We start from the raw sequence: 15,727 nt of genomic DNA on the forward strand, positions 1-15,727 counted from the left end.
GGCCCCGGCGAGCGTAATGACGACTCGCAATGTCATCGCAGTGAAAAAAAGTTCGCTCGCACCCCTTCACAGAGTTTCACAGGGGCGCTATTATTTTCCTCCCCCGTCGAGACGCTCTCCGATGCGGGGTTCCTCCCAAAACCCAATAGCAAAATTTTTTCGCTAGCGGTGTTGACGGACAGGAAAAACGATGTAAGATGAGCGGCTCACTCGGAACGAAATGTTCCAACGCGGTAACGGCAACGGCCCGCAAGTGATTGAGATCTTTGACAGTGTGCGCAGGTGACTTGTGTGGGCGCCTTGCGGTGGATGACTGAATGTCAAACATATGCAAGCGTCTAACCTAAGAGTCAATTCAAAAGCTTGACGTTTATGGTTAGGACATACGCTTCAGAAAGATAGATCAGCTTCGGTTGATCGAAAACTTAAGTGAAGAGTTTGATCCTGGCTCAGATTGAACGCTGGCGGCATGCCTAACACATGCAAGTCGAACGGCAGCACAGTAGAGCTTGCTCTATGGGTGGCGAGTGGCGGACGGGTGAGTAATGCATCGGGATCTACCCAAACGTGGGGGATAACGTAGGGAAACTTACGCTAATACCGCATACGTCCTATGGGAGAAAGCGGGGGATCGCAAGACCTCGCGCGGTTGGACGAACCGATGTGCGATTAGCTAGTTGGTAGGGTAATGGCCTACCAAGGCGACGATCGCTAGCTGGTCTGAGAGGATGATCAGCCACACTGGAACTGAGACACGGTCCAGACTCCTACGGGAGGCAGCAGTGGGGAATATTGGACAATGGGCGCAAGCCTGATCCAGCAATGCCGCGTGTGTGAAGAAGGCCTTCGGGTTGTAAAGCACTTTTATCAGGAGCGAAATGCCATTGGTTAATACCCGGTGGAGCTGACGGTACCTGAGGAATAAGCACCGGCTAACTTCGTGCCAGCAGCCGCGGTAATACGAAGGGTGCAAGCGTTAATCGGAATTACTGGGCGTAAAGCGTGCGTAGGCGGTGACTTAAGTCTGTTGTGAAATCCCCGGGCTCAACCTGGGAATGGCAATGGATACTGGGTCGCTAGAGTGTGATAGAGGATGGTGGAATTCCCGGTGTAGCGGTGAAATGCGTAGAGATCGGGAGGAACATCAGTGGCGAAGGCGGCCATCTGGATCAACACTGACGCTGAGGCACGAAAGCGTGGGGAGCAAACAGGATTAGATACCCTGGTAGTCCACGCCCTAAACGATGCGAACTGGATGTTGGTCTCAACTCGGAGATCAGTGTCGAAGCTAACGCGTTAAGTTCGCCGCCTGGGGAGTACGGTCGCAAGACTGAAACTCAAAGGAATTGACGGGGGCCCGCACAAGCGGTGGAGTATGTGGTTTAATTCGATGCAACGCGAAGAACCTTACCTGGCCTTGACATGTCTGGAATCCTGCAGAGATGCGGGAGTGCCTTCGGGAATCAGAACACAGGTGCTGCATGGCTGTCGTCAGCTCGTGTCGTGAGATGTTGGGTTAAGTCCCGCAACGAGCGCAACCCTTGTCCTTAGTTGCCAGCACGTAATGGTGGGAACTCTAAGGAGACTGCCGGTGACAAACCGGAGGAAGGTGGGGATGACGTCAAGTCATCATGGCCCTTACGGCCAGGGCTACACACGTACTACAATGGTCGGTACAGAGGGTTGCAATACCGCGAGGTGGAGCCAATCCCAGAAAGCCGATCCCAGTCCGGATCGAAGTCTGCAACTCGACTTCGTGAAGTCGGAATCGCTAGTAATCGCAGATCAGCTATGCTGCGGTGAATACGTTCCCGGGCCTTGTACACACCGCCCGTCACACCATGGGAGTGAGTTGCTCCAGAAGCCGTTAGTCTAACCGCAAGGGGGACGACGACCACGGAGTGGTTCATGACTGGGGTGAAGTCGTAACAAGGTAGCCGTATCGGAAGGTGCGGCTGGATCACCTCCTTTCGAGATCGACATCTTTCTCCCCGCAAGACGTCCACACAAGACACCTGCACTTCAATTTTCACGCGACATCCGCGCCGCCACGGTCTGGGATTCGGTCACGCTTCAACGAAGCGGGCCGCCAGGACGGCGGCCTGGACATATGCTCCCGGGTCTGTAGCTCAGGTGGTTAGAGCGCACCCCTGATAAGGGTGAGGCCGGTGGTTCGAGTCCTCCCAGACCCACCATCACCGGACGCCGATCCATCGGCAAGAGCCCGACCATCCCTGGTCGGACTTTTCACCAAGCCCTGGGGCCATAGCTCAGCTGGGAGAGCACCTGCTTTGCAAGCAGGGGGTCGTCAGTTCGATCCTGACTGGCTCCACCATTTGGTGACACGACGTGAAATGAAGGCAGCGCACACATAAAGATTTAGAAACGAGGCGGCACTGTGGCCGTTCTTGTGTTCTTTGAAAATGTAAACGAGTGACAAGCGTTTTGGTTCGAAACCGAACCGAGATGTGTCGTTGAGGCAATTAAGCGAACGCGTTGTTTGGAAATATCATCCCGAGGCGACTTGGGGTTATATGGTCAAGCGACCAAGCGTATACGGTGGATGCCTTGGCGGTCAGAGGCGATGAAGGACGTGGCAGCCTGCGAAAAGTGTCGGGGAGCTGGCAACAAGCTTTGATCCGGCAATGTCCGAATGGGGAAACCCACTGCGTAAGCAGTATCGTTGAGTGAATACATAGCTCAACGAAGCGAACCCGGGGAACTGAAATATCTAAGTACCCGGAGGAAAAGAAATCAACCGAGATTCCGTCAGTAGCGACGAGCGAACGCGGACTAGCCCAAAAGTTTCTAGTGTTTTAGCCGAACGGTTTGGAAAGGCCGGCCATAGCGGGTGATAGCCCCGTAGGCGAAAGGGCATTAGGAATGAAATTGAGTAAGGCGGGGCACGAGAAACCCTGTCTGAACATGGGGGGACCATCCTCCAAGGCTAAATACTCCTGACCGACCGATAGCGAACAAGTACCGTGAGGGAAAGGCGAAAAGAACCCCGGAGAGGGGAGTGAAATAGACCCTGAAACCGTATACGTACAAGCAGTGGAAGCCCGCAAGGGTGACTGCGTACCTTTTGTATAATGGGTCAGCGACTTACTGTCAGTGGCAAGCTTAACCGTATAGGGGAGGCGAAGGGAAACCGAGTCTGAATAGGGCGCATAGTCTCTGGCAGTAGACCCGAAACCGAGTGATCTATCCATGGCCAGGTTGAAGGTGCGGTAACACGCACTGGAGGACCGAACCCACATCTGTTGCAATAGATGGGGATGAGCTGTGGATAGGAGTGAAAGGCTAAACAAACTCGGAGATAGCTGGTTCTCCTCGAAAGCTATTTAGGTAGCGCCTCGTATGAATCTTCCTGGGGGTAGAGCACTGTTATGGCTAGCGGGCCATCGCGGCTTAGTAAACCATGGCAAACTCCGAATACCAGGACAGAATGTACGGGAGACACACGGCGGGTGCTAACGTCCGTCGTGAAAAGGGAAACAACCCAGACCCGCAGCTAAGGTCCCAAAGTTAGTGCTAAGTGGAAAACGATGTGGAAAGGCATAGACAGCCAGGAGGTTGGCTTAGAAGCAGCCACCCTTTAAAGAAAGCGTAATAGCTCACTGGTCGAGTCGGTCTGCGCGGAAGATTTAACGGGGCTAAGCACTACACCGAAGCTCGGGGTGCACACTATGTGTGCGCGGTAGAGGAGCGTTCCGTAAGCCTGTGAAGGTGGATTGAGAAGTCTGCTGGAGGTATCGGAAGTGCGAATGCTGACATGAGTAACGATAATGCGGGTGAAAAGCCCGCACGCCGAAAGCCCAAGGTTTCCTCGCGCAACGTTCATCGGCGCAGGGTGAGTCGGCCCCTAAGGCGAGGCAGAAATGCGTAGTCGATGGGAAGCTGGTTAATATTCCAGCACTTGTCTGTAGTGCGATGTGGGGACGGAGAAAGTTAGGTCTACCGGGCGTTGGTTGTCCCGGGGAAAGGCGGTAGGCATGAGGGTTAGGCAAATCCGGCCCTCTTTATGCCGAGCACCGAGACGAGCCCTATTGGGCGAAGTGACTGAGACTACGCTTCCAGGAAAAGCCACTAAGCTTCAGCTACAGAGAAACCGTACCGTAAACCGACACTGGTAGGCAGGGTGAGAATCCCAAGGCGCTTGAGAGAACTCGGGTGAAGGAACTAGGCAAAATGGCACCGTAACTTCGGGAGAAGGTGCGCCCTCCGACGTGGTCACGTGCGTGACTGAGCGTTAGAGGGTCGCAGTAACCTGGCCGCTGCGACTGTTTATCAAAAACACAGCACTCTGCAAACACGAAAGTGGACGTATAGGGTGTGACGCCTGCCCGGTGCTGGAAGGTTAATTGATGGGGTCAGCCGCAAGGCGAAGCTCTTGATCGAAGCCCCAGTAAACGGCGGCCGTAACTATAACGGTCCTAAGGTAGCGAAATTCCTTGTCGGGTAAGTTCCGACCTGCACGAATGGCGTAACGACAGCGGCGCTGTCTCCACCCGAGACTCAGTGAAATTGAAATCGCTGTGAAGATGCAGCGTTCCCGCGGCAAGACGGAAAGACCCCGTGAACCTTTACTACAGCTTCACACTGAACGTTGAGTTCTTCTGTGTAGGATAGGTGGGAGGCTATGAAACCGAGACGCTAGTTTCGGTGGAGCCATCCTTGAAATACCACCCTGAAGTGCTTGACGTTCTAACCTAGGTCCGTAATCCGGATCAGGGACCGTGTGTGGTGGGTAGTTTGACTGGGGCGGTCTCCTCCCAAAGAGTAACGGAGGAGCACGAAGGTACGCTCAGCGCGGTCGGACATCGCGCACTGTGTGCAAAGGCATAAGCGTGCTTGACTGCGAGATCGACGGATCAAGCAGGTACGAAAGTAGGTCTTAGTGATCCGGTGGTTCTGTATGGAAGGGCCATCGCTCAACGGATAAAAGGTACTCCGGGGATAACAGGCTGATACCGCCCAAGAGTTCATATCGACGGCGGTGTTTGGCACCTCGATGTCGGCTCATCACATCCTGGGGCTGTAGCCGGTCCCAAGGGTATGGCTGTTCGCCATTTAAAGTGGTACGCGAGCTGGGTTCAGAACGTCGTGAGACAGTTCGGTCCCTATCTGTCGTGGGCGTTGGAGATTTGAGAGGGGCTGCTCCTAGTACGAGAGGACCGGAGTGGACGTTCCGCTGGTGTTCGGGTTGTCATGCCCATGGCATTGCCCGGTAGCTACGAACGGAAGCGATAACCGCTGAAAGCATCTAAGCGGGAAGCGCGCCTCAAGATGAGATCTCCCGAGACTTCGAGTCTCCTTAAGGCACCATCAAGACTAGGTGGTTGATAGGCGCGGTGTGGAAGTGCAGCAATGCATTGAGCTTACGCGTACTAATGAGCCGTGCGGCTTGACCATATAACCCCAAGACGCTTTGTTTAACGCGCTTTCCCTGCGCAGAAAGCAGCCATCCCTGGCTGCACTCCTCAGGAAAAGCACGCTTCAACGAACCATCTCGAAAGAATTTCACCAGACGCTTGTCACTCGTTTACCCCTTTGCGGAACTGGCGCATCACTGCGCTGTTCCCACCCTTTCCCTGGCGGCTATAGCGCTGTGGTCCCACCCGATCCCATCCCGAACTCGGAAGTGAAACGCAGCTGCGCCGATGGTAGTGTGAATCCTCATGCAAGAGTAGGTCACCGCCAGGGGCTTTATCCCTCAAACGCCTTCCCACCCGGGAAGGCGTTTGTCTTTGCGCGAAAGGAAAAGCAGCGACCATCGGCGCCACGGTCGTGCGGAAACCGATCGCCAGGCACGTGCACGGCACAGACATCGCACGTCGACGCACAGCCGCGGTGAACCATCACGTGTCAGCCTGGCCGCGAGGTTTATCGCGCACAGGGTGCGCATCCTGCAGATGCCATGCGGTGGTTGCCGGAGTGCACCTGTGGCGTGGTCAACGCTCGGCAGAAACGCGCGATGGGCCAGGGCGATGCGCCGCCAAACGCTACGATCCGCTGCGAAGGCGTGAGGGTGTGATCACCGAGCGCGGTCGCAGCAAGCACGTCCGTCTGCACTCCGCGCGGCAACCGCCGCTCGTGTCCGGGATCTGTTCTCACAATCCAGCAATGCGTCATCTACGACGCGGCGGAGGAGAAGATCCGTGGAGCGTGCACCCTCAACGCTCTCGGCGAGATGTACCGTGCACTGGGTGCGCTCCTACAGTGAGCGCTATGCGGCTTGGGTAGAGCAGCGCGCGCAAAAAACGACATGTGCTGGGTAGCGCTCGATCACGTCGAGGTTGCCGTTGTGCGTTCGACCTCCGGGGACGTGGCGAATGTCGACTAGGCCTGGGCGTAGGCCGCATCACACTGGGGGAGCGTTGCGCACTGGGCTTGATGCAAGCTCGCGGAACGCCAGTCGGCGCTTGCTCTGGCCTGAATTACCGCATGCGTGGTCATCGATTCGCGCGCAAGAATTTGCGATGATCGGCGATCATTTTCTGCTGTTGTGATGCATATGACGACTCCTTCGAAGAGCCGCCTCGGTCCGCTGCCCTATCTCATCTTCTCTTCGCGCTGGCTGCAGTTGCCGCTGTACCTGGGGCTGATCGTGGCCCAGGCCATCTATGTCGTGCAGTTCGTGCGCGAGTTGTGGCACCTGGTCGATGCCACGCTGTTCGGCCATCTTGGTGATGGCGTGACGGCGGAAAGTGCCGAGACCACGATCATGCTCACGGTGCTGGGCCTGATCGATGTGGTGATGATTTCGAATCTGCTGGTGATGGTGATCGTCGGTGGCTACGAAACCTTCGTGTCGCGACTGAAGCTCGAGGGGCACCCCGACCAGCCGGAATGGTTGTCGCACGTGAACGCCACGGTGCTGAAGGTAAAGTTGGCCATGGCGATCATCGGTATCTCGTCGATCCATCTGCTCGCGACCTTCATCAAGGCCAACACGCTCAACCCGCAGACGATCATGTGGCAGGTGCTGCTGCACCTGGCATTCGTGGTTTCCGCGCTGGCCCTGGCCTATATCGACCGGATCATGCAGCCCGGCGCAAAGGGCGAGGCGCACTGATACGCCAAGCGACGAACGGACATCGATCCGGATCGTCGCTTGTTGCTACGCTTGGGCCCTCTGTCGACGAAGGAGCCGGTCGCGTGGACAAGCGTTTCATCCTGGCCCTCGACCAGGGCACGACCAGTTCCCGCGCGATCCTGTTCGATCGAACGGGTGCCGTGGCGGGCAGCGCGCAACGTGAGTTTGCGCAGATCTTTCCGCAACCCGGCTGGGTGGAACACAACCCGCGCGAAATTCTCACCAGCGTGCTGGTCACCGTGACCGAACTGCTGGCCAACGCGCAGGTCGAGCTTGCTGATGTCGCCGCGATCGGCATCACCAACCAGCGCGAGACGACGGTGGTGTGGGATCGTGCGACAGGACAGCCCGTATACAACGCGATCGTCTGGCAATCGCGCCAGAGCATGGAGATCTGCGAACGGTTGAAGCGTGAAGGTGTCGAGCCCCTGGTGCGGGAACGTACCGGTCTGCTGGTCGACGCCTACTTTTCAGCGACCAAATTGCGCTGGATTCTCGATCACGTGGATGGCGCTCAGGAGCGGGCCGAGCGTGGGGAATTGTTGTTCGGCACGATCGACAGCTGGCTGATCTGGAATCTCAGCGGCGGCGCGGCGCACGTGACCGATGTGACCAACGCCGCACGCACGCTGCTCTACGACATCCATCGGTGTTGCTGGGACGACGATCTGCTGCATGCATTGAACATCCCGCGCGCCATGCTTCCCGAGGTTCGATCGAGCAGCGAGGTCTATGCGACGACCGCACCGTCGCAGTTCTTCGGCGCCAGCGTGCCCATCGCCGGCGTCGCGGGCGACCAGCAGGCCGCGCTCTTCGGCCAGGCGTGCTTCGAACCCGGCATGGCCAAGAACACCTACGGCACGGGCTGCTTCATGCTGATGCATACGGGCGGACAGGCGGTGCCATCGAAGCATGGCCTGCTATCCACCATTGCCTGGCAGATCGGTGATCGCGTCGACTACGCGCTGGAGGGAAGCATCTTCGTGGCGGGCTCGGTGATCCAATGGTTGCGCGATGGCCTGCGCATGCTGGGCAAGGCCAGCGATTCGCAGGCCTACGCGGAACGCGTGGCATCGAGCGACGGCGTCTATATGGTGCCGGCATTTGTCGGCCTCGGCGCGCCCTATTGGCGCAGCGACGTGCGCGGTGCCGTGTTTGGCCTCAGTCGTGGCACCAGCAAGGAGCATTTCGTGCGTGCCGCGCTGGAATCGATGGCTTATCAATCGCGCGACGTGCTTACGGCGATGGAAGCGGATGCAGGCATCGCGCTCACCGAGTTGCGTGCGGACGGCGGCGCCATCGCGAATGACTTCATGGCGCAGTTCCAGAGCGACATGCTGGGCGTGCCGGTGCTGCGCCCTCGCGTGCAGGAAACCACCGCGCTCGGCGCCGCGTATCTCGCGGGACTCGCGGTAGGTTTCTGGCGCGACTGCGACGAGATCGCCGCGCTGTGGCAGGTGGATCGCCGCTTTGCGCCGGTCATGCCGGCGAACGAGCGGGACAGGCTCTATCGCGGCTGGCAGGATGCCGTGAACGCCACCATGGGTTTTCGCGTCGACTGAAAACAAAAGGCCTCCCGGTGGGGAGGCCTTTCGATGCGCACAACGGCGTCGATCAGTCGATCGAATAGCCGAACTGTTCCTTGAACTCCGCGGCGAACTGCGCGTAATCGAAGCGCTGGTTCTGCGTGCCCGGATGCTCTACCTTCAGCGCGCCCATCAGCGAGGCCATGCGGCCGATGGTCGGCCAGTCCTTGCCCTTCATGATGCCGAAGATCAGGCCGGCGCGATAAGCGTCGCCGCAACCGGTGGGGTCGACCACCTGGCGTTCGCGGGCGGCCGGGATCTCATGCGTGGTGCCGTCGGTGTGGATGTGCGAGCCGCGCGGGCCCTGCGTCACGATGTAGGCCTTCACACGCGAGGCGATGTCCTGCGCGCTCCAGCCGGTGCGCTGCTGCAGCAGCTGCGACTCGTAGTCGTTGACGATCACGTAGGTCGACTTTTCGATCATCGCGCGGAACTCCGCGCCGTCGAACAGCGGCATGGCCTGGCCCGGATCGAAGATGAAAGGCACGCCGCGCGCGGCGAATTCATCGACATGCTGCAGCATGGCGTCGCGGCTGTCTGGCGCCACGATGGCGAAGCTGATCGTCGGGATGTCGCGCACGTGGTTCGTGTGCGCGCTGAGCATCGCACCCGGGTGGAAGGCGGTGATCTGGTTGTTGTCCAGGTCGGTGGTGATGAAGCACTGCGGCGTGAACTGGTCTTCGAACTCACGTACGTAGTCCAGGCGGATGCCGCACTTTTCCATGTGCGCGCGGTACGGGCCGAAGTCCTGGCCCACCGTGGCGACCGGCAGCGGGTCGGCGCCCAGCAGCTTGAGGTTGTACGCGATGTTGCCGGCGCAGCCGCCGAATTCGCGGCGCATCCGCGGCACCAGGAACGACACGTTCAGGATGTGGACCTGGTCCGGAAGGATGTGGTTCTTGAACTGGTCCTGGAACACCATGATGGTGTCGTAGGCGAGCGATCCGCAGATGACGGCAGACATGGCGCGAGACGATTTCCTGGCAGATGGAACGAAGATGCCGGGCGGCTCACGCGCCGGCCTGGCTCAAAGTTCCAGATTGTACCGGCATAAGGACCGGATCGCGACTTTCATCCTGCCACAGGACCAGCGGGGCAACCTCCGAAAACGCGCATATCATCGCGTCTCCAAAGGCTTTCTTAACGAGATTGTCCTTGCGATCAGGGGGTTTGCTGACTAGACTGGCGCGCTTACTTTTTAGCCACAGCCGGCCCACGGCGGACCCATGTTCAAGAAGTTTCGCGGCTTTTTCTCCAACGACATCTCCATCGATCTCGGCACCGCCAATACGCTGATCTACGTGCGTGGCCAGGGCATCGTCTTGAATGAACCGTCGGTGGTGGCGATCCGTCAGGACCGTGGCCCGGGTGGCCCGCGCGCCGTGGCCGCGGTGGGCAGTGATGCCAAGAAGATGCTGGGCCGCACCCCGGGCAACATCGCCACGGTGCGTCCGATGAAGGACGGCGTGATCGCCAACTTCTCCATGACCGAGGCGATGCTGCAGCACTTCATCAAGCAGGTGCACAAGTCGCGCATGCTGCGCCCCAGCCCGCGCGTACTGGTCTGCGTGCCCTGCGGTTCCACCCAGGTGGAGCGCCGCGCCATCAAGGAATCGGCCGAAGGCGCCGGTGCCCGCGACGTGTTCCTGATCGAAGAGCCGATGGCCGCCGCGATCGGCGCCGGCATCCCGGTGCACGAGGCGCGCGGTTCGATGGTGCTGGACATCGGCGGCGGCACCTCCGAAGTGGCGGTGATCTCGCTCAACGGCATCGTCTACTCGCAGTCCGTGCGCGTGGGCGGCGACCGCTTCGACGAGGCCATCATCAATTACGTGCGCCGCAACCACGGCACGCTGATCGGTGAATCCACCGCCGAGCGCATCAAGCTGGAAATCGGCTGCGCGTTTCCGCAGGCGAACGTGAAGGAAATCGAGATCTCGGGCCGTAACCTGGCCGAGGGCGTGCCGCGCATGTTCACCATCAACTCCAACGAAGTGCTGGAAGCCCTGCACGAGCCGCTGTCGGGCATCGTGGCGGCGGTGAAGTCGGCGCTGGAGCAGACCCCGCCGGAGCTGTGCTCCGACGTGGCCGAGCGCGGCATCGTGCTCACCGGTGGCGGCGCGCTGCTGCGCGACCTGGACCGTCTCATTTCCGAGGAAACCGGCCTGCACGTGCAGGTGGCCGATGAGCCGCTGACCTGCGTCGCCCGTGGTGGCGGCAAGGCGCTGGAGCTGATCGACCAGCATGGCAGCGACTTCTTCGCTCCCGAATAACCGTTACGACAGGGGCCGGGTAGACCATGGCGCTTGCGCGCGAGGAATCCTCGCCCCTGTTTGCCGGCACCGTTGCCGGAACGCTCAGGCTCATCTTCTATCTCGCGCTGGCCATGGTGCTGATGGTGCTCGACCATCGCAATGGCTGGATCTGGCGCCTGCGCTACACCACCTCGGTGCTGGTCGAACCGGTGTACCGGCTGGCCAGCCTGCCCGCTGCCGGCATGCGCGCTGCCAGCGTCGCCTTCTCCGATCGCAAGCTGCTCACCGAGCAGAACCAGCGCCTGCGTGAAGACCTGCTGCTGGCCAACGCCAAGCTCAATCGCATGGCCGCGGTGGCCGAGCAGAACCAGCGCCTGAAGGAACTGCTGGATACCCAGCACAGCCTGGAACTCAACGTGCAGCTGGCCCGCGTGATCGACGTGGACCTGGGTGCGTCGCGCCAGCGCATGCTGGTGAACGTGGGCTCGCATGACGGCGTGAAGAAGGGCCAGGTCGTGATTGATGCGCACGGTGTGATCGGGCAGGTGGTGGAAGTGATGCCGCGCAGTTCGCTGGTGATGCTGGTGACCGATCCCGATCATGCGATTCCGGTGGTGATCGAGCGTACCGGCTTGCGCACGGTGGCCTATGGCTCGCGCGATGGCGCCCTGCTGAGCCTGCCGAATATTTCCATGGCCGCCGATGTGCATCCCGGCGACAAGCTGCTTACTTCGGGCCTTGGTGGCCGGTTTCCGCCGGGCTTTCCGGTGGGCGAGATCCGCAGCGTGGAACCCGCGGCTTCGGGCATGTTCCTCGAAGGAAAGGCGCGCCCTACGGCCGACCTGGATCGCAGCGAGGACGTGCTGTTGCTGCATGACTTGGCCGAACCCGTGGGTCCGCCGGAACCGGTAACGCCGGCCGGGCCGCCGGCGGATCTTGCGCCCGCGCCCTCCGCCAGCACGGCGCCGCCGCCGTCGACGCCGCGTGCTGCGGTCGCACCGGCTGCCAGCACGGGAGCGGCGCAGCCATGAACAAGCAACGCATCCAATGGCTGTGGTTCGCCGGCTCGCTGCTGTTCGCGCTGATGTCGATGCTGGTGCCGCTGCCGGCGCCGCTGCAGCCGTTCAAGCCGTACTGGCCGGCGCTGTTCCTGCTGTACTGGGCGCTGGAATCGGGCGACCAGCGCGTCAACCTGGGCCTGGCCTTCTGCATCGGCCTGTGCGCGGACCTGCTCGATGGCGTGCTGCTGGGCGAGCAGGCCATGCGACTGTGCGCGCTGGTATTCATCGCGCTGCGTTTCCGCTCGCGCCTGCGCTTCTTCCCGATGTGGCAGCAGACGCTGGCCGTGCTTGCGTTGCTGCTCAACGACCGCGTGCTGCTGCTGATCGTGCGCACGTTTGCAGGCGAGGCCTTGCCGACCGCGAGCTGGTGGATTTCGCCGTTCGTCGGCGCGGCGCTGTGGCCGTTCCTGTTCCTGCTCATGGACGACCTGCGCATGCGCCTGCGCATCCAGTAGCGCCATGGCTCTCCGGCGGCGCTCGATCAAGGATTCCCGCGGCGAAAGCACGCTGTTCCGCGTGCGCGCGATGGTGGGTTTCGCGCTCATCCTGCTCGGGCTGGGCGTGCTGGTCGGGCGCTATCAGTACCTGCAGGTGCAGCGCCACGACGAGTTCGCGCTGCGTTCGGAAAACAATCGCGTGAAGCCGCGGGCGATCCCGCCGGCACGCGGCCTGATCTACGACCGCAGCGGGGTACTGCTGGCCGACAACGTGCCCGCGTTCCGTCTTGAAGTGGTGCCCGAGCAGGTGCCCGACATGAAGGCGATGCTGTCGGACATCCGCGATGTGGTGCCGCTTGGCGACGAAGACATCGAGACGTTCAGGAAGCAGCTCAAGCAGAACCGCCGCTTTGACAGCGTGCCGCTGAAGCTGCACCTCACCGAGGACGAGATCGCGCGCTTCGCCATCAACCGCTGGCGTTTCCCCGGCGTGGACGTGGTGCCGTACCTCACGCGGCGCTACCCGTACGGGCCGTTGTTCGCACACGTGGTCGGCTATGTGGGACGCATCGATGCGGACGACATGAACCGCCTCGACCCGGACCGTTACAAGGGCACCAGCCATGTCGGCCGCAGCGGCCTGGAGCGTTCGTACGAGGATATCCTGCACGGCGAGCCGGGCTACGAACTGGTCGAGGTGAATGCGGACGGCCGCGTGCAGCGCGTGCTGGAGACGCATGCGCCGACGCCGGGCAAGAATCTCTACCTTAGCATCGACGTGCGTGTGCAGAAGGCGGCGTCCGATGCCTTCGACGGGCGACCGGGTTCGACCGTAGCCATCGATCCGCGCAATGGCCAGGTGCTGGCCATGGTCAGCGTACCGAGCTTCGATCCCAACCTGTTCGTCAACGGCATCAGCCGGGCCGACTACACGACCTACACGACGGATACCGACAAGCCGCTGCTCAACCGCGCCTTGAAGAGCGCGTACCCGCCAGGCTCCACGGTCAAGCCGTTCCTGGCGCTGGGTGGCCTGGAGCTGGGCGTGCGTCGACCGGAGGACACGGTGCTTTCCACCGGCGAGTTCTGCATCCCGGGACAGCAGCGCTGCTACCGCGACGACACGCGTGGCGGCGACGGCACGGTGAACATGGTGCGGGCGATCGAGAAGTCGACCAACACCTACTTCTACAAGCTGGCGCTCGACATGGGCATCGACCGCCTCGCCAACTGGATGGGCAGCCTGGGCTTCGGCAAGAAGACCGGCATCGACCTGATCGGCGAGGCGGAAGGCATCCTGCCGTCACGCGAGTGGAAGGCTACGCGCAGCAAGTACGGCTGGTTTCCGGGTGAGACGATCATCGCGGGTATCGGACAGGGCTACTGGAACGTCACTGCACTGCAGCTGGCGCACGCCACGGCGACTTTCGCCGGGCACGGCGTGCCCTATGCGCCCAAACTGGTAATGGCCACGGCTGCCGTCAAGGAACATCCCGTGCCGCTGCCCAATCCCCCCACGGGGCCGTCGCTCATCCGCAAGCCGGGCGATTGGAATGTGGTCAATCAGGGCATGGAGGCCGTGGTGACGGGCGGTACGGCGAAAGGGCAGTTCACCGGCTTTCCCTATGTGGTGGCCGGCAAGAGCGGTACGGCCGAGCGTTTTTCCCGTCGCAGCAACGACTACGACACCAACAAGAACCTGGCCTATCTGGCGACGCGCCATCGCGCATGGTTCATCGCCTACACGCCCACCGAGGCGCCGCGTATTGCGGTAGCCGCCATGCTCGAGGCGGGCGCCTGGGGCGCGCAGGACGCCGGCCCGATCGTGCGCAAGATCATGGAGGCATGGTTGGTGACGCAGGGCGGTGCAGTGCCGCCGAAAAATACGCCGGAAGGCGGTGCAGTCCCTGCGCCCAGCGTGCCGGAAGTACCTGAAGACACCCCGGTCGCCACGCCGGCCGACTTGCCCGCGCTCCCCGCGGAAAGCTCCAGCACCGGCGCCCCCGACGATGGAGGCACTCCGTGATCGACGCCCTCCAGATTCGCCTGCAGCGTTTGCTGCGCCGGATAATCACGCGGCCCCGCATCGACCTTCCGTTGGCGTTCGGCTTGTTCGTGCTCGCCTGTGTGGGCCTGATGACGCTGTATAGCGCCAGCGGCGGCAACATGGCGATGATCACCGGCCAGGCGGCGCGCTTCGTGATGGGCGGCTTTCTGTTGCTGCTGATCTCGCGTATTCCGCCGTCCGTGCTGCGCAGCTGGACGCCGTGGCTCTACGCGGGCAGCGTCTCGCTGCTGCTGGTGGTGGCGGCGCTGGGCGAGGTGCGCAGCGGTTCCAAGCGTTGGCTGGACCTGGGCGTGCTGTCGTTCCAGCCGTCCGAACTGCTCAAGCTCACCATGCCGATGATGGTGGCGTGGTACCTGCACCCGCGCCAGTTGCCGCCGAGCTGGAAGGACATCATGGCGGTGGGCATCCTGATCGCGATTCCCGCGGGCCTGATCGCCGAACAGCCGGACCTCGGCACGGCGCTGCTGGTAAGCGCGGCCGGCGCGTTCGCGCTGTTCCTGTCGGGCATGCGCTGGTGGAAGATCGGCAGCCTGCTGGCCGTGGTCGGCGCGATGGTGCCGGTGGCCTGGCACTTCCTGCACGAATACCAGCGCAACCGCGTGCGCACGCTGCTCGACCCCGAATCCGATCCGCTGGGCAACGGTTGGCACATCATCCAGTCCCAGATCGCCGTAGGTTCGGGCGGCATGTTCGGCAAGGGTTGGCAGCACGGTACGCAGTCGCGCCTGGATTTCCTGCCCGAGCACACCACCGACTTCATCTTCGCGGTGTTTTCCGAGGAGTTCGGCCTGGTCGGCGTGATCGGCCTGATGCTGCTGTACGCCTTCATCATCGGGCGATGCCTGTGGATCGCGATGGAAGCGCGCGATACCTACTCGCGCCTGTTGGCGGGCGCGATCGGCATGAGCTTCTTCGTGTACGTGTTCGTCAACGGCGGCATGGTCGCCGGCATGCTGCCGGTGGTGGGCGTGCCGATGCCACTGGTGAGCTACGGCGGCACGTCGGCGGTGTCGCTGTTGACGGGCTTTGGCGTGCTGATGTCGATCTATGCGAATCGCAAGGTGCATGACTGAGGGCACGTGGTGTTCTGCGGTCGCGCACTGGGTGCGCTCGTACCGAGGATGGGCGGTGCGGCCATGCCGCCTGGCACATCGAAAAACGCCGGTTTTTCCCTGATTTGCGTGCTAGGCTTCGCATCGAAGCCGTTCCGACAGTGAAGTC

Annotated in this window: 8 protein-coding genes, 2 tRNA genes and 3 rRNA genes; 12 read left to right on the forward strand and 1 reads right to left on the reverse strand. The window is 61.3% G+C overall.

Features of this window, described 5'->3' with window-relative positions; genetic code table 11:
- Nucleotides 1–426 precede the first annotated feature (426 nt).
- The 7 genes from CA260_RS02265 to glpK all read left to right on the forward strand — a co-directional run bounded on the left by CA260_RS02265 (nucleotide 427) and on the right by glpK (nucleotide 8,661).
- Nucleotides 427–1,971, forward strand: a 16S ribosomal RNA gene (locus tag CA260_RS02265).
- A 147-nt stretch (nucleotides 1,972–2,118) separates the two neighbouring features.
- Nucleotides 2,119–2,195: transfer RNA gene (locus CA260_RS02270), tRNA-Ile, on the forward strand.
- Nucleotides 2,196–2,259: 64 nt separating this feature from the next.
- Nucleotides 2,260–2,335: transfer RNA gene (locus CA260_RS02275), tRNA-Ala, on the forward strand.
- Nucleotides 2,336–2,536: 201 nt separating this feature from the next.
- Nucleotides 2,537–5,415 (forward strand): 23S ribosomal RNA (locus CA260_RS02280).
- Nucleotides 5,416–5,593: 178 nt separating this feature from the next.
- Nucleotides 5,594–5,706, forward strand: a 5S ribosomal RNA gene (gene rrf / locus CA260_RS02285).
- The 16S, 23S and 5S rRNA genes sit together here with 2 tRNA genes alongside, the layout of an rRNA operon.
- An 811-nt stretch (nucleotides 5,707–6,517) precedes the next feature.
- Nucleotides 6,518–7,078, forward strand: a complete 561-nt coding sequence (locus tag CA260_RS02290; RefSeq protein WP_111980833.1) for a TIGR00645 family protein — start codon at nucleotides 6,518–6,520, stop codon at nucleotides 7,076–7,078.
- 83 nt (nucleotides 7,079–7,161) lie between these two features.
- Nucleotides 7,162–8,661 (forward strand): glycerol kinase GlpK, encoded by a 1,500-nt coding sequence (gene glpK / locus CA260_RS02295; RefSeq protein ID WP_111980834.1) that lies wholly within the window; start codon nucleotides 7,162–7,164, stop codon nucleotides 8,659–8,661.
- A gap of 52 nt (nucleotides 8,662–8,713) precedes the next feature.
- On the opposite strand, the gene CA260_RS02300 is transcribed toward glpK, so the two are convergent.
- The gene (locus CA260_RS02300; RefSeq protein WP_111980835.1) at nucleotides 8,714–9,649 is read right to left on the reverse strand and encodes a carbohydrate kinase family protein; all 936 of its coding nucleotides are present in this window, start codon (nucleotides 9,647–9,649) and stop codon (nucleotides 8,714–8,716) included.
- Nucleotides 9,650–9,911: 262 nt separating this feature from the next.
- Here CA260_RS02300 and CA260_RS02310 point away from each other — a divergent pair, with 262 nt between their 5' ends.
- The 5 genes from CA260_RS02310 to rodA are packed head-to-tail and all read left to right on the forward strand — an operon-like array spanning nucleotide 9,912 to nucleotide 15,579.
- Nucleotides 9,912–10,958, forward strand: a complete 1,047-nt coding sequence (locus CA260_RS02310; RefSeq protein ID WP_111980837.1) for a rod shape-determining protein — start codon at nucleotides 9,912–9,914, stop codon at nucleotides 10,956–10,958.
- Between the two features lie 26 nt (nucleotides 10,959–10,984).
- A complete protein-coding gene (mreC, locus tag CA260_RS02315) occupies nucleotides 10,985–11,971 on the forward strand; it encodes a rod shape-determining protein MreC (protein ID WP_111980838.1) in 987 nt (328 codons plus the stop codon).
- Nucleotides 11,968–12,456 (forward strand): rod shape-determining protein MreD, encoded by a 489-nt coding sequence (mreD, locus tag CA260_RS02320; protein ID WP_111980839.1) that lies wholly within the window; start codon nucleotides 11,968–11,970, stop codon nucleotides 12,454–12,456. The genes mreC and mreD overlap by 4 nt, the downstream gene beginning before the upstream one ends.
- A gap of 4 nt (nucleotides 12,457–12,460) precedes the next feature.
- Nucleotides 12,461–14,464 (forward strand): penicillin-binding protein 2, encoded by a 2,004-nt coding sequence (mrdA, locus tag CA260_RS02325; RefSeq protein WP_111980840.1) that lies wholly within the window; start codon nucleotides 12,461–12,463, stop codon nucleotides 14,462–14,464.
- On the forward strand, nucleotides 14,461–15,579 hold the full coding sequence (rodA, locus tag CA260_RS02330; RefSeq protein WP_111980841.1) for a rod shape-determining protein RodA: 1,119 nt from the start codon (nucleotides 14,461–14,463) through the stop codon (nucleotides 15,577–15,579). The genes mrdA and rodA overlap by 4 nt, the downstream gene beginning before the upstream one ends.
- Nucleotides 15,580–15,727 lie beyond the last annotated feature (148 nt).

Origin of the sequence: Dyella jiangningensis (assembly GCF_003264855.1) — a bacterium.
Lineage (GTDB): Bacteria > Pseudomonadota > Gammaproteobacteria > Xanthomonadales > Rhodanobacteraceae > Dyella > Dyella jiangningensis_C.